The 18,852-nt window shown below is 61.9% G+C and carries 15 protein-coding genes; 7 read left to right on the top strand and 8 right to left on the bottom strand.

From position 1 onward, the window contains the following. Positions 1 to 163: 163 nt before the first annotated feature. The 3 genes from NCR35_RS21005 to NCR35_RS20995 form a co-directional block, all read right to left on the bottom strand. Positions 164 to 601 (bottom strand): hypothetical protein, encoded by a 438-nt coding sequence (locus NCR35_RS21005; protein WP_250535844.1) that lies wholly within the window; start codon positions 599 to 601, stop codon positions 164 to 166. 165 nt (positions 602 to 766) lie between these two features. Next, positions 767 to 1,690, bottom strand: a complete 924-nt coding sequence (locus NCR35_RS21000; RefSeq protein WP_250535843.1) for a DNA-3-methyladenine glycosylase family protein — start codon at positions 1,688 to 1,690, stop codon at positions 767 to 769. A gap of 232 nt (positions 1,691 to 1,922) precedes the next feature. Continuing rightward, positions 1,923 to 2,666 (bottom strand): GntR family transcriptional regulator, encoded by a 744-nt coding sequence (locus tag NCR35_RS20995; RefSeq protein WP_250535842.1) that lies wholly within the window; start codon positions 2,664 to 2,666, stop codon positions 1,923 to 1,925. A 164-nt stretch (positions 2,667 to 2,830) separates the two neighbouring features. On the opposite strand from NCR35_RS20995, the gene NCR35_RS20990 reads away from it, so the two are divergent. From NCR35_RS20990 to NCR35_RS20960, 7 genes are all read left to right on the top strand, one after another. Continuing rightward, complete coding sequence (locus NCR35_RS20990; protein ID WP_250535841.1) at positions 2,831 to 4,051, top strand: pyridoxal-phosphate-dependent aminotransferase family protein; 1,221 nt, start codon at positions 2,831 to 2,833, stop codon at positions 4,049 to 4,051. Further along, complete coding sequence (locus NCR35_RS20985; protein WP_250535840.1) at positions 4,048 to 4,839, top strand: 2-keto-4-pentenoate hydratase; 792 nt, start codon at positions 4,048 to 4,050, stop codon at positions 4,837 to 4,839. The genes NCR35_RS20990 and NCR35_RS20985 overlap by 4 nt, the downstream gene beginning before the upstream one ends. A 111-nt stretch (positions 4,840 to 4,950) precedes the next feature. Then, positions 4,951 to 7,992, top strand: coding sequence for an FAD-binding and (Fe-S)-binding domain-containing protein (locus NCR35_RS20980; RefSeq protein WP_250535839.1), 3,042 nt, complete (start codon positions 4,951 to 4,953; stop codon positions 7,990 to 7,992). A gap of 241 nt (positions 7,993 to 8,233) precedes the next feature. After that, positions 8,234 to 9,523 (top strand): MFS transporter, encoded by a 1,290-nt coding sequence (locus tag NCR35_RS20975; protein ID WP_244850892.1) that lies wholly within the window; start codon positions 8,234 to 8,236, stop codon positions 9,521 to 9,523. Between the two features lie 71 nt (positions 9,524 to 9,594). Continuing rightward, positions 9,595 to 10,377 carry an enoyl-CoA hydratase/isomerase family protein gene (locus NCR35_RS20970; RefSeq protein ID WP_250535838.1) on the top strand — a complete coding sequence of 261 codons (783 nt, stop codon included), beginning with the start codon at positions 9,595 to 9,597 and terminating at the stop codon, positions 10,375 to 10,377. A gap of 79 nt (positions 10,378 to 10,456) precedes the next feature. Further along, positions 10,457 to 11,644 carry a CaiB/BaiF CoA transferase family protein gene (locus NCR35_RS20965; protein WP_250535837.1) on the top strand — a complete coding sequence of 396 codons (1,188 nt, stop codon included), beginning with the start codon at positions 10,457 to 10,459 and terminating at the stop codon, positions 11,642 to 11,644. A gap of 120 nt (positions 11,645 to 11,764) precedes the next feature. Next, positions 11,765 to 12,913, top strand: a complete 1,149-nt coding sequence (locus NCR35_RS20960; protein ID WP_250535836.1) for a DSD1 family PLP-dependent enzyme — start codon at positions 11,765 to 11,767, stop codon at positions 12,911 to 12,913. Here NCR35_RS20960 and NCR35_RS20955 read toward each other — a convergent pair. The 5 genes from NCR35_RS20955 to NCR35_RS20935 form a co-directional block, all read right to left on the bottom strand. Beyond that, entirely contained in the window at positions 12,910 to 13,938 is a 1,029-nt protein-coding gene (locus tag NCR35_RS20955; protein WP_250535835.1) for an FUSC family protein, read from the bottom strand. The two genes, NCR35_RS20960 and NCR35_RS20955, sit on opposite strands and share 4 nt — an antisense overlap. A gap of 53 nt (positions 13,939 to 13,991) precedes the next feature. After that, positions 13,992 to 14,630: a LysE family translocator gene (locus NCR35_RS20950; protein ID WP_250535834.1), complete on the bottom strand. Its 639-nt coding sequence runs from the start codon at positions 14,628 to 14,630 to the stop codon at positions 13,992 to 13,994. A 56-nt stretch (positions 14,631 to 14,686) separates the two neighbouring features. Next, positions 14,687 to 16,267 (bottom strand): GGDEF domain-containing protein, encoded by a 1,581-nt coding sequence (locus tag NCR35_RS20945; protein ID WP_250535833.1) that lies wholly within the window; start codon positions 16,265 to 16,267, stop codon positions 14,687 to 14,689. Positions 16,268 to 16,503: 236 nt separating this feature from the next. Next, positions 16,504 to 17,361, bottom strand: a complete 858-nt coding sequence (locus NCR35_RS20940) for a hypothetical protein (RefSeq protein ID WP_250535832.1) — start codon at positions 17,359 to 17,361, stop codon at positions 16,504 to 16,506. 293 nt (positions 17,362 to 17,654) lie between these two features. Next, entirely contained in the window at positions 17,655 to 18,755 is a 1,101-nt protein-coding gene (locus tag NCR35_RS20935) for a tartrate dehydrogenase (RefSeq protein ID WP_250535831.1), read from the bottom strand. Positions 18,756 to 18,852 lie beyond the last annotated feature (97 nt).

Genomic DNA, 18,852 nt, shown 5'->3' with positions numbered 1-18,852 from the left:
CTGGCCGATCATTCGCCCGCAAAGAGTGTCAGCGCGTCGGTTGACGATTGCTCCGCATATGAGATCTTCGTGGCGCAACTGCGTCATGCGCTCGGCGTGCATGGATGTTGATTTGCCGATACGGCAACCAACACGATGCTCCGTGCGTGAACCGCACGTTCCGTCAATCCTTGCCGTACGACGCCGGTTGCGGATTGTGCGCCGGGTTCGAATCCAGTTTGCTAACGTCGATGATGGCGTCGTTGAAGTTCGCCTTGAGCTGCAAGAGGTCGGCCTCGAGCGCATCGGCTAGCGTCTTGTCGTATAGCTCGTCGCCACGCACGTAAAAAGTGAAGGCTTCCAGGTACTTCGCTTTTTTTGCGGGATTCTCAATCGTTTCGCGCGTCCATCGATAGAGCGGATAGTGCTGCGTGCCTTCGCGTTCCGCTTCAGCGACGTAATCAGCGAAAGCGTCGAACTGGCATTTCAGCACCGCGTGGTGCTTGCCGAGCAGCGCATTCAGCGATGACAGCGCCGCATGTTCCGGTTCTTTGCGAACCAGTTGCGCATAGTACGGACTGAGGCGAATGCGCACCTGGTACTGCCACGTCTCGTCGTTCATGGTGTTCTCCTGTTGTGCGTCACGCAGACTATACGCCTGCATGGCAGTCGTGAACTGAGTGCCGGAGGCTGTCGTCGCTTCACGGGTCAACAATGCCGCGCAAACATGAGTTGCATTCGGTATGCAAACGTCGGGCATGCGGCATACAAACGACGGCATGCAAAATCACCCGCCTCGGGCGCGCCCCACTTGCATCGCGACTCCGTTCCACAGATGCATGGCGGCGTAGGCACGCCAGGGGCGCCAGCGATCCGAATACGCTCTCTGTTGGGACGATGTAGTGAGCGACGGCTCGTGCCGCGCGATTGCCTGCATGAGCACGAGGTCGGCATCGGGCCACGCGTCGGGATCGCGTAGCGCCCGCATCGCGACATAGCCGACGGTCCACGGTCCGATGCCGGGCATCGCGAGCAGGTCGCGTTTCAGGTGCTCGCGATCGATTCCCGGTGTGTCGATCGGAAGTGCGCCCGTTGCCACGGCTTGCGCGAACCGCTGCACGGTCTCGACGCGTTTGCCCGGCATGCCGATCTGGCGGAGGTCGGCGTCCGCGAGTTCCGCTGGCGTCGGAAACCGCCAGGCCGTGCCTTCATGCGCATGACCGTCGATGCGGCGCCCTGCGCGCTGAACAATCCGCGCCATGATCGTCGAAGCGCCTTTCACGCTGACCTGCTGACCGACGATGGTTCGCACGACGAGCTCGAACCCCGACCAGGCGCCCGGGACACGCAAGCCGGGCGCGGCCTCGACGAGCGGCGCGAGCAGCGGATCGCGCGCGAGCCAGCGACCGATGACACGCGGATCAGCGCCGACGTCGAACATGCGCGAAAGCGGCTGCGCAAGTTCATCGGCGTGCCGACGAACATCGCCTTCAACCGTTACCACCAGACGATGCTTGCGCTCATGCGGCGTCACTTCGACGATTCCATCGTCGCCACGCCATTCGATCGCGCGACGATACACGCCGCCATCGACCGTCTCCACGCCCGCTGACGCTCGTCCGCCGATGAAGGCGCACAAGCGAGTCCAGTCGAAAGGCCGGGTGAAAGGCAGTTCGATGACGGTGGCAGCGACACATTGGGTCGATTGCATGCTGAATGCCGAATAAAGAATGCCGGAGATGGGCCTTTGGCAGTGATCGAGGTCGACAAGAGCTTGCGATACAAGATAACCGAATGAGCAGGACGAAAGCTGCGTTGCGGACTTCGCACGCATGGGGATCAGCGCCCCGCACACGACCATTGCATCACGTCGAGAAAACGTACCGTCGCCCTGCGGGCATTCTTCGATTCCGCAGTGAGGCAGCTATCTCAACGTGCATTCATCATGCGTCTTTCGCACGGCGCTTTGCCGCCGCAGCAGGCTTGACCGTCGTGAGCGTGCGTTCGGCAAGCACCGCATCGCGCTTGCCCAGCAGATGGCGACGCAAGATGGCGGCCATGCGCGAGCCGTCGCGCGTTTCCAGTGCCGCGATCATCTCCTCGTGCTCACGGATGGCGCTATCCCACTTCGGCGTCTGAAAGTTGGAGCGAAACCGCAGCGCCTGCAAACGACGATTGATCGACACGTAGGTTTGCCGCAGGGCAGTGTTTCGCGCGGCCTCGTTGATCTTGTCGTGTATGGCCCGGTTCCGCGCGTAATAGCCGGAAAGATCGTTTTGCGCGCGGCATTGAACCATCTCTTCATGCAGCGCCTTGATGTCCGCAATCTCTGCAGGCGTGATGCGTTCGCAAGCCAGTTCGCCGGAGAACGCTTCGAGCCCGCTCATCAGTTCGAACATCTCCCGAATCTCGAGGTCGCTCATCTGCGCGACGGAGGCGCCTCTATTGGGCGCGATCTCGATCAGCCCTTCAGCCGCCAGTACCTTGAGTGCTTCACGCAGCGGCGTGCGCGAAATGCCCAGCGTCTCGCAGAGCTTGCGCTCGTTGAGTTTGACTCCCGGCGCAAGCAAGCCCTCGACGATGAAGTTGCGCAGGTTGTCCACGACGGTGTCATGCAGCCGGAGCCGTTCCAGCTTGGGCAGCAAGGCGGATGGCAAGCGCGCTTCCGGTAGATCCACGTTTTGCATTCAATACCTCGAAATCCGTTTCAGCAATTCTAGCTCACCGAAAGCCCGGAAAACCGCCAACGGGTTATCCCTAGGCCATTCGGCCTAATAAATCCTTGGCCGGCGAGAGTCGCTGCGTTAGAGTATTTTGCATGCAAAATTCAATTTCCTAAGGACGCGCATCGATGCTCAAGCTCGACTTCCATCCCGCTGGCCGTCACTTCTTGCAGATTCCAGGGCCTAGTCCGGTACCGGATCGCATTCTGCGTGCAATGAGCTACCCGACCATCGACCATCGCGGCCCGGAGTTCGGCGCGCTAGGACTGAAGGTGCTGGACGGCATCAAGCGGATCTTCAAAACGACGCGGCCGGTAGTGATCTATCCGGCGTCGGGAACGGGCGCGTGGGAAGCGGCGCTTTCCAATACGCTGAGTCCGGGCGATGCCGTCCTCATGTACGAGACCGGCCACTTCGCGAGCCTTTGGAAGAAGATGGCCGAGAAGCTCGGCTTGAGACCTGAGTTTCTCGGGTTGCCGGGCATCGAAGGCTGGCGTCGCGGCGTGCAGCCGGACATGATCGAAAAGCGTCTGCGCGAAGACACGCAGCATGCGATCAAGGCCGTCTGCGTCGTTCACAACGAGACGTCGACCGGCGTGACGTCCGACATTGCCGCAGTGCGCCGCGCAATGGATGCCGCCGGTCATCCCGCGCTGCTCCTCGTGGACACCATCTCGGGCCTGGCATCCGCCGATTACCGCCACGACGAATGGGGCGTCGACGTCACGGTGTCGGGCTCGCAGAAAGGCCTGATGCTTCCGCCGGGCATCAGCTTCAACGCGGTCTCGCAGAAGGCGCTGGAAGCATCGAACGAGGCGAAGCTGCCGCGCGCGTTCTGGGACTGGAAAGAGATCATCGAGATGAACAAGCAGGGCTATTGGCCTTACACGCCCAATACGAACCTGCTTTACGGCCTCCTCGAAGCACTGGACATGATTCTCGGGGAAGGACTCGACCATGTGTTCGCGCGACATCAGCGGCTTGCCGCGGCGTGCCGTTCCGCAGTCACGGCGTGGGGACTCGAAATTCAATGTGCCGATCCCGCCGTCTACTCGCCGGTGCTCACGGGCGTGATGATGCCGGAAGGCGTCGATGCCGACTCTGTGCGCAAGCTCATTTACGAACATTTCGACATGTCGCTCGGCACGGGCCTGGGCAAGCTGAAGGGTCGCATGTTCCGCATCGGGCATCTGGGCGACTGCAACGATCTCACGCTGATGGCCGCACTCACGGGCTGCGAGATGGGACTGAAGCTCGCCGGCGTGCCGCTAAAAGACAGCGGCGTGGCAGCAGCGATGAGCTATCTGACGAGCCATATCGCAAAGCCTGATCTGAAGGTGGCCGCGTGAGCGCCCGGTTCGACGCTGCCGCTGCCGCTCGGCTCTTCGTGCAAGCGAAGGCGCACCGCGCGAAGCTCGACACGTTGCCCGAAGGCGCGCGACCTTCCAGTGCGGACGAAGCCTACGCTGTGCAAGAGGCGACCTTGCGCGCGCTCGGCGCAGGCGCTGCAAATGCGGGTCAAGCAACTGCGATCGGCGGCTGGAAGGTCGGCGCCAAATCGACGGACGGTCTCATTCAGGGTGCGCTCCTGCCGGCGGACGGCGTGCATCGCTCGGGCGCGCGCCTTTCGATGCAGGCTTTCGGGAAGGCCGGGCTGGAACTCGAAGTGGCGTTCACGTTCAACCGGCGCTTCGAAGCAGGTAGCGGTCCGTATGACGAGGCGCAAGTGCTGGCAGCTATCGATTGCATTCATTCGGCAATCGAAGTCGTCGCGAGCCGCTTCGCCGCATGGCCGGATGTCGACAAACTCTGGCAACTCGCGGATTTGCAAAATCACGGCGCGTTGGTGCTCGGCGAAGGCGTGCCATATGACGAGTCGTTCCCGTTCGTATCGCCGACGATGGCCTTTACGTACGACGGCCGGCCGCTCTTCGACGCGACACCCGCGAATCCCGCAGGCGACCCGCGGCGGCTGCTGGCATGGACCATCAATCACGCGGTGTCCCGCGGCCTGGCCGTCGAGAAGGGCGTGGCGATCACAGCAGGTTCTTACACCGGCATCGCGTTTCCCGACGGACCCGGTGCAGCGATCGGCGCAATCGACGGTCTTCCTCCGGTTCAATTGCATTTCGAATGAAGCATTAGGCATCAGGCATTAGGCATTACGCATTAGGCATTAGGCATTAGGCATGAAGCATTAGGCATTACGCATTCAAAAGTCCACGGCCCCTTCAGCGATAGCGCGACGATGCTCAACTCGACCACCGACCGTCTAGTCAAGCCGATACATCTGGTGCCCGCCTCCGAGCGAGCGCGGGTCGCCTCGGCGCCTACACCTCTGCAGGCACGCTTGCAGCGCGAGTTGAAGGGTGATGTGCTGTTCGACCGCGCCTCGCGCGGGCGCTATGCGACCGATGCATCCATCTACCAGATCATGCCGCTCGGCGTAGCGGTCCCGAGAGATCAGGAAGATCTCCGCGTGGCCCTCGACGTCGCGCGTGCACACGGCGCGAGCGTCCTCGCACGCGGCGCGGGAACGAGCCAATGCGGACAGACCGTCGGAGAAGCGCTCGTCATCGATACGACGAAGTGGCTGAACAATATCGTTCACTTCGACAAAGACGCTCGCACGGTGACCGTTGAGCCGGGTGTCGTGCTCGATAATCTGAATGCCTGGCTCAAGCCGCATGGCCTATGGTTTCCTGTCGACGTATCGACGAGCGCGCAATGCACGATAGGCGGCATGGCCGGCAACAACTCATGCGGCTCGCGCTCGATGGAATACGGCATCATGGTGCACAACGTCGAGGCGATCGACGCGATCCTCGCTGACGGCCATGAAGCGCGCTTCGCCAGGCTATCAGCGATGCAACTGGATGCACGCATGCGCGACCTCGTCGACGGAGTGCGCAGCATTGCAATGCGCGAACACGATGAACTGCGCGAGCGCATTCCAAAGGTACTGAGACGCGTGGCGGGATACAACCTCGATCTCTTCGATTGCCAGAGCCCGCTGCCTTTCAGCGACGGTGAGCCCAACCTCGCAAACCTGCTGGTCGGGTCCGAGGGCACGCTTGCGTTCAGCCGGCAATTGACGCTCAAACTTTCGCCGATTCCTGCGCATAAGACGCTCGGCGTCGTCAATTTCCCGAGCTTCTATGACGCGATGGACATGACACAGCACATCGTGAAGCTCGGACCGGTTGCAGTCGAGCTCGTCGATCGCACGATGATCGACCTCGCGATGTCCAATCCGTCGTTTCGTCCGGTCATCGAGAAGGCGCTGGTCGGCAATCCGGAAGCGGTGCTGCTCGTGGAATTCGCAGGCGCCGATCGCGACACGCAGTTGATGAAGCTCGCGCAGCTGGTCGAGTTGATGGGCGATCTGGGCTTGCCTGGATCCGTCGTGCAGATGCCTGAGGCCGGCCCTCAAAAGGCGCTATGGGAAGTGCGCAAGGCGGGGCTCAACATCATGATGAGCATGAAGGGCGATGGCAAACCAGTGTCCTTTATCGAGGATTGCGCCGTTCCACTCGAACATCTGGCGCAATACACGAGCCGTCTAACTGAAGTCTTCAGAAAGCACGGCACGGAGGGCACGTGGTACGCGCATGCAAGCGTCGGTACGTTGCATGTGCGGCCCATTCTCGATATGCGTCGCGATGGCGCGTCGAAGATGCGCGCCATCGCGGAAGAGGCCGCGGCGATGGTGCGCGAATACAAGGGCGCTTATTCGGGCGAGCATGGCGATGGCCTCTGCCGTGGCGAATGGGTCGCATGGCAATACGGGCCCCGCATCAATGAAGCGTTTCGGGACATCAAGCGGCTCTTCGATCCTGATAACCGGATGAGCCCTGACCGAATCGTCGCGCCGCCGAAGATGGACGATGCCGCGCTATTCAGATTTCCGCCGTCGTATCGCGAGCGGGAGACCACGACGCAACTCGACTGGTCCGCGTGGAACGTCACGCGCGATCCGTCGACGGGCATAGAAGGCGTTGTCGGCTCGGGTGGCGATCTCACGGGCGGCCTCGCGAAAGCCGTCGAGATGTGCAATAACAACGGGCATTGCCGCAAGTTCGATGCGGGGACCATGTGCCCGAGTTACCGCATCACGAAGGACGAGCAACATGTCACGCGAGGCCGCGCGAACACGCTGCGCCTTGCGCTCTCCGGTCAGCTCGGCGAGTCCGGAGAAGGGCTCGCGAGTCAGGACGTCAAAGAGGCGCTCGACCTCTGCGTTTCCTGCAAGGGATGCAAGCGCGACTGTCCGACGGGCGTCGATATGGCGCGCATGAAGATCGAAGCGCGTTCTGCATGGACGGCGCGTCATGGTCTGCGTATGCGCGAAAGACTCGTTGCTTACCTTCCTCGGTACGCGCCTTTTGCGAGCCGCATGCCGTGGCTCGGCAACGCCCTCGAAAGGAACCTGCCCAGCACGGCGCGCTGGCTCAAGGCAAAGCTGGGACTCGCGCCACAACGCGCGTTCCCCCGATTCAAGAGGCCTTTCCTGGATGCAGCGGCGACCGAAACGGTCACATCCGCGACGAAGGAAGTGCTGCTGTTCGTCGATACGTTCAACAACTACATGGAGCCGGAGAATGCTCGCGCCGCGCAGCGGGTGTTGCAAGCGGCCGGCTATACGGTGCATCTGAACACGAGAGCAGGCGAGCGACCGCTTTGCTGCGGGCGGACGTTCCTTGCGGCGGGACTCGTCGAGGAAGCGAAAGCCGAAGCGCGCCGCACGCTCGATACGCTGCTGCCGTATGTTCAGCGCGGCGTGGCCATAGTCGGGCTGGAGCCTTCTTGCCTGTTGTCATTGCGCGACGAGTTTCTCGGTTATGGATACGGCCATGCGGCTAGTAAGGTGTCCGAAGCATCATTTCTGTTTGAGGAGTTCCTCGTTCGGGAGCGTGCCGCCGGTCGCTTCGAGCTTGCGCTGAAGGCGCTCGACAAGCCCAGGGCGCTGCTGCACGGACACTGCCATCAAAAGGCATTCGACGCCGTGCGGCCGGTCGAAGCGGTGCTTGCATGGATTCCCGAGTTGGACGTCAAGACTATCGAGTCGTCATGCTGTGGCATGGCCGGTAGCTTCGGCTACGAGGCGGAACATTACGAAGCATCCCAAGCCATGGCGGAGTTGTCGCTCTTGCCGGCGGTGCGTAAGGCACGCGACGCGCAAGACGGCATCATCGTGGCGGATGGTACGAGTTGCAGGCATCAGATCAGCGATGGCGCACAGACCGAAGCGTGGCATGTGGCGCGCGTGCTTGAGCGCGCTCTCGCATGAAACGGAGCAGAGTGCAGAGCTTAACGATTCATTCATCGACACATAACAGCGGACACGTTATCGATCCGCGAATCGGAGACGAAGCCATGACACCATCGTGTAGACCGCACATCCGCAGTTCACGCCGACGAGCGCCATAGACACGCGCCAGTCTTCCGTTCCAAGCAACAACACGCTGTTCCGTAAGTCGTGGCAGGCGCCATGATGCGCCGGCTCACGCACGCGACCACTCAAGGAGACGATGATGTTCCGTCGAGCCACCACGCGCGTTCTATTGCTGCTATGCGCGATGTATTTCATCACTTATATCGACCGCGTGAACGTCAGTACCGCTGCCAGTCAGTTCGGCGCGGAACTCGGTCTTTCGCATACACAGATCGGCTTTGTGTTCTCCGCTTTTGCATACCCGTACTTGGTGTTCCAGATCATCGGTGGATGGGTGGGCGACCGCTTCGGGCCGCGCCGAACGCTCACGGTATGCGCAATTATCTGGGCGGGCGCGACGGTACTGACCGGCATGGCTGGCGGCTTCGTTTCGCTGATCGTCGCTCGCGTTCTTCTCGGCCTGGGCGAGGGCGCTACCTTTCCGACCGCAACGCGCGCAATGTCGAACTGGATGCCGGCCGATCAGCGCGGTTTCGCACAAGGTATTACGCATGCAGCATCCCGCATCGGGAATGCAGTTGCGCCGCCACTGATCGTATGGCTGATGGTCGCGACGAGCTGGCGCGGTGCTTTCGTCATTACCGGGATCATCAGCTTCTTGTGGGCGCTCGCGTGGGTGTTCTACTTCCGCGACAATCCGCGCGATCATCCCCGCATCACCGACAGCGAATGCCAGACGCTCGCCACGTACTCAGGCGTGAAGGAACGGAAGGCGGTGCCGTGGCGCACGTTGCTCGGTCGCATGGCGCCCGTGACCGCCGTCTACTTCTGCTATGGCTGGGTCCTTTGGCTGTTCCTCGGGTGGATCCCTCAGTACTTCCTGCACAACTATCACATGCAGTTGGGCAAGTCCGCGCTGTTCGCATCGGGCGTGTTCTTCGCGGGCGTACTGGGTGACTGGCTCGGCGGTTCTCTGACGGATCGCATCCTGCGCAAAAGCGGGAACGTGCGGCTGGCGCGCAACATGATGGTCGGCGTATGCATGCTGCTGACGCTGTTATCGCTTGCTCCGATCATGCTGGTGTCGAATCTCTCCATCACGCTCGTGGCCCTGTGCCTGTCGGCTGGGTTCTTCTTCAACGAGATGACGATCGGCCCTATGTGGTCGGTTCCGATGGATATCGCGCCGAAGCACTCGGGCACGGCCGCCGGCATTATGAATTCCGGATCGGCGCTGGCGGCTATCGTCAGTCCGGTCGTCGGCGGATGGATCATCGATCGCACCGGCAACTGGAACCTCCCGTTCACGGTGTCGATGATTCTGATGGCGGCCGGCATCATTCTCTCGTTCGCCATGCGCCCCGACCGTACCCTGGAAGTAGAAGACGAAAAGAATGAGACAGCGCATGCGAGGAAGTTCGTGTGACATGTCCGGCGGGCCGTTCCGGCGGTGAGTCGGCGGCCCGAAGCGCATGCAATATTCAATCAGGAGGCAAAGTGGCGGAAGCATCCATCGTGACGACGCGCGACGGCGATATCGCGACGGTCATCATCGACCGGCCCGAGAAGCTCAACGCAATGACCAAGTACTTGTGGCAATCGCTGGGCGAGACCATCGACGCGCTGTCCAGAGACGATGCGCTGCGCTGCATCGTCCTGCGCGGCGCGGGGGAGAAAGCATTCTCGCCCGGCAACGATATTGCCGAGTTTCGCACCGACCGGTCCAACGTGGAGCAGGCGCGGGCCTACGGCGCGATCATGCATCGAACGCTTGCGGCGTTGAGGGGTTGTCGTCACCCGCTGATTGCGATGATTCACGGCATATGCGTCGGAGGCGGTCTCGAGATTGCGGCGATGTGCGATCTGCGCATCTGCGGCGAGTCGAGCCGATTCGGCGTGCCGATCAAAAACCTGGGCCTGGTCATGGCGCATGCGGAAATGGAGGGGCTCGTCCAGCTGGCGGGTCCAGCGGTCGCGCTGGAGATCTTGCTCGAAGGACGAATTTTTGGCGCGAGCGAGGCTCTCGCGAAAGGACTGGTCACACGCATCGTTCCCGATGGCGACGTGACATCGCATACCTATGAGACCGCGCGCCGCATTGCCGATGGTGCGCCGCTCGTCGCGCGCTGGCACAAGCAATTCGTCCGTCGCGTAATGGATCCGACGCCGCTCAACGATGATGAACGTGACGAAGGATTCGCCTGTTTCGGCACGGATGATTTCCGCACAGGATACGAGGCGTTTTTGAGCAAGACCAAACCTGAATTCAAGGGGCGTTGAGATGGCATACCAAATACCAGACGACGCATCGTTGCAGGCCGCGGAATCCGCAGGGAAGGGGAACGGACCATTAGCGGGGATGCGGGTCATCGAACTGGCGCACATCATGTCAGGTCCCATCTGCGGGATGATGCTCGCCGACATGGGCGCGGAAGTCATCAAGGTGGAGAAGATCCCGAACGGCGACGATTGCCGCCGGTTCGCACCGATTCTCGCGAGCGGTGAATCGGCGTCGTTCATGATCGTGAACCGGAACAAGCGAGGCATCGCGCTCAACCTCAAGACCGAGGGCGGCAAGGAGGTGCTCAAGACGATGCTCGCGACTGCCGACGTCGTCACTGAGAACTATCGGCGCGGCACGATGGAAAAACTCGGCATGGGCTATGAAGCCCTACGCGCCGTCAACCCCGGCCTCATCTATTGCGCGATCTCGGGCTATGGGCGCAGTGGTCCGATGGCCGACAAAGGCGGCTTCGACCTCATCGCCCAAGGCATGAGTGGGTTGATGAGCATGACCGGCGAGCCGGGGCAGGCGCCGATCAAGGCGGGGTCCCCTGTCACGGACATCAACGCGGGCATTCTCGCCGCGCTCGGCGTCAGCGCGGCGTATGCGCGAAAACAGGTCACCGGCTTGGGGCAGATGGTCGACACGTCGCTCTTCGAAGCGGGGTTGCAGCAGATGTACTGGGCCTTCGCCAACTACTTCGCGGACGGGACGGTGCTGCCGAAGGCCGGTTCGGCCAACCCGACGAGCGCGCCATATCAGGCTTTTCGCACACGTGATGGATGGGTGAACATCGGGGCGGCCAACCAGAGAAACTATGAGAGATTGGTGGGAGTACTAAATATAAACGGATTGGCTGAAGACGAGCGTTTTCAGACCAATGCCGGACGGCTCAAGCATCGGGAAGCGCTCGTCGAAATTCTCACCGCACGCCTCGTCGAGCGGACCACGGACGAGTGGCTCGCTGCATTCGACGAAATCGGCTTGCCGAGCGGACCGGTGCTCAGCGTTCCCGAGGCGTCGTCGCACGAGCAAGCCCTGGCGCGGGGAATGATCGTCGAGACGGAGCATCCGCTTGCGGGTCGCATGCGCGGCATCGGCTTGCCGATCCATTTCTCCGATTCTTCTACTCAGTCGTCGCGTCCAGCACCGGTTCTGGGCCAGCACACGTCGGAACTGCTGCATGAATACGGTTTCGACGCCGAGCGTATCCAGGCGCTGAAAGACGAGGGGGCGATTCTGGAGACCGAAGTCCCGGCTTAAGTCCCCGACAGCTTCCCGCTTTGCATGCGGCACTATGAATGTGGCATTTTGCATGCCGCATGCGTGCGAGCGGAGTGTCACGCGATAAGATGACTTTCCGCCACCTCACTCGATGCGCCCATGACGCTCGTTCCACCGACCGCAGCCCGTATCGGCGACACGCTCGCCGCAGTCTCGACGCCTTCTCTCGTCCTCGATCTCGACGCGTTCGACTCGAATCTCGCACAGATGAGTTCATTGGCCGCACGTCACGGCGTCGCTTTGCGGCCGCACGCAAAGGCGCACAAGTCCAGCGCCATCGCGCGACGTCAGATAAACGCGGGTGCGGTCGGCGTTTGCTGCCAGAAGTTGTCGGAGGCGTACCCGTTCGCAGCGGCGGGCATCGCGAGCATCCACATCAGTAACGAGTTCGTCGGCGCGGACAAGGTGTCGATGGCCGTCGAACTCGCATCGCACGTGCGGCTGTCGGTCTGCGTCGATGCGTTCGCGCAAGTCGCCGCGCTCGGAGAAGCGGCGGCACGCGCGGGCGTTCACATCGACGTATTGGTCGAAGTCGATGCGGGGCAGCATCGTTGCGGCGTAGCCAGTGACGATGCGCTGCTGTCGCTCGCTGATGCGATCGCCGCGCAGCGGGCGCTCTGCTTCTCGGGTATTCAGGCGTACCACGGCGGCGCCCAGCACATTGTCGACTGGCAGGACCGCAAGACCGCAGCGAGTCGGGCGGCTGAACGCGCGGCGCATTTTGCATGCACATTGGAGGCACGTGGCATTCAATGTACCGTTATCACCGGTGGCGGTACGGGCACTGTCGAGTTCGATGCCGCCAGTGGCGTCTATACCGAATTGCAGCCCGGGTCGTACCTGTTCATGGACGGCGACTACGGTGGGTTGACATGGAACGACGCACTGCGCTGGCGGCAAAGTCTCTTTGTGTTGTCGACGATCATGAGTGCCGCGCGCCCCGGTATGGCCGTCTGCGATGTCGGACTCAAAGGATTGGCGGTGGACTCGGGATTGCCGCGCAGCGTGCAACCGCTCGATGCATCGGGCGAGCAGGTCTTCACCTATATTGCCGCCAATGACGAGCATGGCATGCTGGACGCACTGCTTGCGCGATACGACGACACGGACGCGCTGCTGGGCACACGCATTTTGTTGCCCCCCGGACATTGCGATCCGACTGTCAATCTCTACGATGAATACGTGTGCCATCGCAACGGACAAGTCGTCGATATATGGCCCATCGATGCGCGCGGACTGTCGCGCTAAGGCGTGCTTGGTGGTTCGCTTGGATAGATCGCCGCAGTGAGGGCATCGAGGTCCGTGACGATGAGGCCGACGACGAAATTCGCGACATCCCGCTCCCCGTCATTCGCCCGCTTGTTCTCGAGCGCCTCTTTCAGCTGGCGCATGCACTCGCGTACGCGCTCCATCTTCGATGGGTCCAGTTTCGTGTCGGAGAGCGCGTCCTTCAGTGCTGCGAATGACGTCTGCAGTGCGCGGCCGATCTCCCGGTAATGCATTTTGTATTCATCCGGCCGCCCATTCGACAGTGCTTTTCCGAGAAACAGTGCGTCACTATGTAGTCGACGCAGGAACGGTGCAGCCTTGTCGATTGCATCCGAGCGACGACTACGCAGAGGCACGATGATGTGCTCGCGCTCGGCTTCCTGAAGGGCATCGTCGAGGGCCTGTTGTGCCTGCACGCTGAGCGTTTCGAGACGTGCGGCCCCGGCTTCGTCCGCCTTACCCGAGAGTTGCAGGTCCACGAACTGACGCAGAATTTCCAACGTATCGGCAACGCGTCGATGAGCAGTGCGCAGCGCACGATTCGGCCAGATCGCCGCAACGATGAACGCCGCCGTCACGCCAATGAGAATCTCCAGTACTCGATGCAACGGCCGTTGAAACGGCGGTCCGGAACCTGCCGGTATCAAGACGACAATAACGAGCGTTACGCAGGCGAGCCGCATGGCGGGACGCTTCGCGGTCAGCGCGGCGAGCGGCACCAACGCGACCGCGAACACAGCGAGCGGCGCAACGCCCCGTTGAGTCGCCATGACGCCGAGCACGCCCGCCACGCCGCCGATGCAGGCCCCGATGATCTGATCGCGTGCGGTGCCGAGCGCTTGCGTGAGGCTCGGTTGAGTGACTACGACTAGCGTCGTGATCAGCGCCCAATAGCCTTCCGGAAGTGCGGCCAGGCGCGCGCCCGCATAGCTGAGTGTGCACGCGACGAGTGTGCGCACGAAACGGCGCGCTTCCGGGACACCGAAGGACAACCAATTCGGCATATTGGTGTTCTGAATTCCTTATTGTTGGGTCGGAATTCTGAATGCAAGCCGGTTCAAAGGCCGTCCTTGCCTGCTGCGAGGATCAGTCGTAGCCCGAGCGTTGCGACCATCGTTGCGGCGATACGGTCGATCCAGACTTTCGCGCGTAGATACACATCGCGCGGCCGACGGCTCGAGAAACAGACCGCCACCACGGTGTACCAGCCGAACTCGATGCAAAAGACGAGCGACGGCAGCACGAAATAACACCAGAGCGGCGGGTGCTGTGGCAGGAGCGCCGCGAAGATGCTGCCGTACCAGATCGCGGTCTTCGGGTTACTCAGTTGGGTACCCAAGCCGAGCCAGAACGAGCGGCGCACACTGCCGGTTTCTCGCACGCCGTCGGTCTGCATTGACAGCGGCCGCGAGGCCCCGCGCCATATGCGCAGCGCAATGTAGGCGAGATAGAGTCCGCCAGCTATCTTCAACGCAACATAGAGCCACTCGACGGCGAACAGCAGCGTGTAAAGACCCGCGAGCGCGATTCCGGCGAACGTGATGCCGCCGAGGCCCATGCCCAACGCCGTGGCGACGCCGTGAGCCCGCGAAAGACCGACCGCGTTCCGAGCGACGATGACGAAGCTCGGTCCGGGAACTATCGCGCCGAGAAGAATCGCCAGCAGGATCGCGGATATGGCCGCCGACGTTGTCATTGGATGACTCCTTCGTATGCAAAATGCCGGCGCTCGCGTAAGCCCGTTGACCGTGCCTACGCGTTGCCGCTCGCCATGCTGTTTTCGTGAACCGCACGATTACGGCCGGCGCCTTTCGCGCGATAAAGCGCGGCATCGGCGCTGTTGAGCAGCTTGAGCGCATCGTCGCCTTGACGCGGATGAACCGTTGCACATCCGATGCTGATCGTGAGCACGCCCTTCAGCGACCTGCTGTTCGGGATGGCAAGTGACTCGACCTTGGCGCGCAGGCGCTCGGCGAAGACGACGGCTGCGGGCGCGGAAGTGCCGGGCAGCACGATCACGAATTCCTCGCCGCCGTAACGCGCGACGATATCGCCGGGCCGCTGGGCGGCATTCTGCATGCAATCGGCAACTGCCACGAGCGCATCGTCGCCCATCGCGTGACCGTAGGTGTCGTTATAGAACTTGAAGTGATCGACATCGACGAAGAGTGCCGAGATGGGATAGTCGGCGCGGCGTGCGCGACGCCACTCTTCGCCGAGACGTCGATCGAGTGCGCGACGGTTGCTCAGGCCCGTCAGCGAGTCCGTGCCGGCCAGGCGCTGCAACTTCTCCAGGGCCATGGCGCGCGAACGCAGCGAGATCGCGAGTAGCCAGGAGATAGCGACGAAGCCGCCGCCGAACGTCAGCGTCAGGCCGCCGATGACCGTGCTGCGTTCGCGCCAGCCTGCGAGCACGTCGTCTTCGGCGGGTGCGACCGCGGCGATCAAATTCGTACCGGGCACGCGCACGAAGGTGTACAGGCGGCGCACGCCATCGAGCGGAGAAGTGGAAATGTAGGAGCCGGAGCTTTCTTGCTTCATCGAGGCAAACGTCGGCGATGCCGATACGTTGTTCGCTCCGTCGCGAGGCAGCGGCGGCTTGCGGGCAAGCATGAGACCGTCGCGCTGCACAATGAATACCGATCCCGAGCGTCCAACGTTCACGCGCGACAGCAAGGAATCGAAGTAGCTGACGTTCATCGCAATGACCGCGACTCCTGCGAAGGAGCCGTCGGGCGCGTTGATGCGCCGGCTCAGCGCGAGAGAGCGTTGACCACCGCGCAGACGGGAACGATACGGGCCGGAAATGTAAAGCCCGACGTCCGGCCGCTCGACGTGGACCTTGAAGTAGTCGCGGTCGTTGAACACGAGATCGGCATGACCGAAAGGATCGCGTTCGTCGACGATGCGCCCTTGCGCATTCATCACGAAGGCGCCGCCGATGTAGCTCACGGCCGTCGCGCCGTCGAAAAGGACCAGCCGGCGCAGTTCCGGGGACAGGCCGGTCACGATTGGATTTTGCATGCCACTTACGATGGATCGCAACGACAGATCGCTCGACTCGATATTGCGTGCAATGTCGGCGCTCAGCGTGGCCACCACGTTCGACGATGCCTCGTGCGCGTTCTGCAGCGCCTGTGCGCGACCTTGCCATAGAGCGGCGAACGACAGCACGGCCATCGAAAGCGCCACTGCGGTGCCGATCGCGCCCGCGAGGAGTGGAAAGCGCGAGAAGACGTCGGCTATGCGCACCCATGCATGAGTATTTCGACGAAACAGCCGTCGCCGGACGGCTCTGCCGCTCTGACGCATGGCCTTGAATCTACGGGGCATTCATCTCTCCGTGACGCGAGCGCGTTCCGATCGATCCGCTGCGCGCATGCCTAGCGCTGGGGATGTTCGGGTGCAGCACTCTTACGTATGCAGTCGTCAGCGAACCTGCGCGTTCGACTTTCGGATTGTAGATGGGTGCCGGCACGTTTCGACCTTGCTTCGGTCTTTTGCATGCACTTCGAGAAGTGAAGCTAACAGCAGCCGGCTCTTGCATAAGTTTTGTCTACCGGCGGTGTCTATTTGCCAAGACGCAGACGCCTTGTGATGACCGTGCCGTCGTTCCGGTCCACCAGCCAGAGCGCATCGATGCGACCGTGCAACGTCGATGTTCTCCTCGTGATGTCCGTGGGTTCTTCGTCGGTCGGCTCGCTGTGTTCCGTCCGGTCCGAGAGATACGGTGGCTCGAGTGAGCAGACGATGACGATCGCGAAGTCATCGCTGCCACGCGATGCGTCGAACGTCGGTACGACGGCTCGCCCCCGCACGGTAGTTTTGGCGCGCTCTCCAGTTTCGAGCTGGATCGTGTCGATGGTCTGAACGAACCCCTTCGCCTTGGCTTCCGGTGCGATCACCAGCTTGCGTCCGCTCTGCCCGTGGACCTGGCGTTTCAGGAGGATGGCGTCCCGCTGGTCGGGCGCGGCAAGCGATACATCGATCGACAGAAGTTTCTTTTTGGATTCGAAACGCACGCCGTAGGCCGCAGGAATAACGAATACAAAAGTTCTGTCCGGACGGGATGCGTCGTTGATCGACGACCGGTGCCCGGTTGCAACAAAGGGCCGCGACAGAAAGCTGCGAACACGACTGGTCACGGATGGGTTCGACGTCGCAACCTGCTGCCCGGGAGTCGTCGCCGCCGCCAACGAATCTCGCACATGTTCGGGATCGTCGCCTGCGAAATGAGGCGGCAGCGATTCGGCAGAAAGAATACCGGCGGCGGTGGTGGCGCTCGGGGCGCTTGCGGCAAGCCCTGCGCTCGCAGCACTCCCTTGCGCTGCGCTGCGCGCCGCTTGCGCATGTAAAGCGATCGACAGGCAGAGCGCCGTGCCAGCAGCGCGAGCCACGGTGTTGCGGCCTGTTAGTGGAAAAGACACGTACCTACCCCTGGCAAACGTCGCCGAGTCACGGAGAAGCGGCTATCTTAAAATAAAAGCAGGGGAATCGGCCGCGCCGTTTGCATTTCGAACTTTGCATGCAACTGAGCAGGGTCGGCCATGCGATTGTGTGCTTCACGGTGGAGAGCCAAAGGAGGCTCACTTCGGTGCGAACTCAATGGCAGACAAGGGAAGAAGCGGCGTCCGCGACTGTCGCCGGCCCGAGCGATATTCCCGGAGATTGGCTCCCGTCTGGCCTCACGCGTCGGACAGCCGCATTCGCCCCGACGAGGCTAGTCGTTTCCCCACTGCACTGGGTCGACCCCGCCGCGCTCGATGAACGCGCACACCGCGGCCGTCACTTGCGCAGTCGTCGCGTTGCCGCCGAGATCGCCCGTGTGCAACGATCTGTCCGCCGTCGCGGCTTCGATCGCGGCCATCACCCGCTGCGCCGCTTCGAATTCCCGGAAATGCTCGAGCAGCATCACGACCGACCAGAATGTGCCGATCGGATTGGCCAGACCCTTGCCCATGATGTCGAATGCGGAGCCGTGGATCGGCTCGAACATGGACGGATAGCGGCGCTCGGGGTCGATGTTGCCGGTCGGTGCAATGCCCAGACTGCCCGCCAGCGCGGCTGCGAGATCGCTGAGAATATCGGCATGCAGATTCGTCGCGACGATGGTGTCCAGCGTCGCGGGGCGGTTCACCATGCGCGCGGTCGCGGCATCGACGAGTTCCTTGTCCCACGTCACGTCGCTGAATTCCTTCGCGACTTGCTGCGCGATTTCGTCCCACATGACCATGGCGTGACGCTGCGCATTGCTCTTCGTGATGACGGTCAAATGCTTGCGGGGACGCGACTGCGCAAGTTTGAATGCAAAACGCATGATTCGCTCGACGCCAGCGCGCGTCATGATCGAAACGTCGGTCGCGGCTTCGAGCGGATGACCCTGATGCACTCGCCCGCCGACACCCGAGTACTCGCCCTCCGAATTTTCACGAACGATGACCCAGTCCAGGTCCTTCGGTCCGCAGTGTTTGAGCGGCGCGTCGATGCCTGGCAGGATGCGCGTCGGGCGGACGTTCGCGTACTGATCGAGGCCCTGGCAGATGCGCAGGCGCAGGCCCCATAGCGTGATGTGATCCGGCACGTCCGGATCCCCCGCTGAGCCGAAGAGAATGGCGTCTTTGTCGCGAAGCGCGTCGAGGCCATCGCTAGGCATCATGACGCCGTGCTGACGGTAGTAGTCGGCGCCCCAATCGAAGTTTTCGACTTCGAATACAAAATTACCCGTGCTGCGAGCGAGTGTTTCGAGAACCTGTCGTCCGGCGGGCACGACTTCCTTGCCGATGCCGTCACCAGGAATGGTCGCAATGCGATATGTCTTCAACTCTTTCTCCTGATCCGTCGAATTTCAACGTTACCGCGTTATCGATTGCCAGCCTCAGAAGCCGCGCATCAGCCCGCGAAACCTCGAGATAGTCGCC

The sequence above is a fragment of the Caballeronia sp. AZ10_KS36 genome (genome assembly GCF_023631105.1).
Lineage (GTDB): Bacteria > Pseudomonadota > Gammaproteobacteria > Burkholderiales > Burkholderiaceae > Caballeronia.
This window is presented reverse-complemented; position numbering and strand designations above follow the sequence as displayed.

Coding starts and splice junctions, on each gene's coding strand:
- NCR35_RS21005 (WP_250535844.1), bottom strand. CDS start 601: ATGAACGACGAGACGTGGCAGTACCAGGTGCGCATTCGCCTCAGTCCG.
- NCR35_RS20950 (WP_250535834.1), bottom strand. CDS start 14,630: ATGACAACGTCGGCGGCCATATCCGCGATCCTGCTGGCGATTCTTCTC.
- NCR35_RS20945 (WP_250535833.1), bottom strand. CDS start 16,267: ATGCCCCGTAGATTCAAGGCCATGCGTCAGAGCGGCAGAGCCGTCCGG.
- NCR35_RS20965 (WP_250535837.1), top strand. CDS start 10,457: ATGCGGGTCATCGAACTGGCGCACATCATGTCAGGTCCCATCTGCGGG.
- NCR35_RS20975 (WP_244850892.1), top strand. CDS start 8,234: ATGATGTTCCGTCGAGCCACCACGCGCGTTCTATTGCTGCTATGCGCG.
- NCR35_RS20980 (WP_250535839.1), top strand. CDS start 4,951: ATGCTCAACTCGACCACCGACCGTCTAGTCAAGCCGATACATCTGGTG.
- NCR35_RS21000 (WP_250535843.1), bottom strand. CDS start 1,690: ATGCAATCGACCCAATGTGTCGCTGCCACCGTCATCGAACTGCCTTTC.
- NCR35_RS20955 (WP_250535835.1), bottom strand. CDS start 13,938: ATGCCGAATTGGTTGTCCTTCGGTGTCCCGGAAGCGCGCCGTTTCGTG.
- NCR35_RS20960 (WP_250535836.1), top strand. CDS start 11,765: ATGACGCTCGTTCCACCGACCGCAGCCCGTATCGGCGACACGCTCGCC.
- NCR35_RS20995 (WP_250535842.1), bottom strand. CDS start 2,666: ATGCAAAACGTGGATCTACCGGAAGCGCGCTTGCCATCCGCCTTGCTG.
- NCR35_RS20990 (WP_250535841.1), top strand. CDS start 2,831: ATGCTCAAGCTCGACTTCCATCCCGCTGGCCGTCACTTCTTGCAGATT.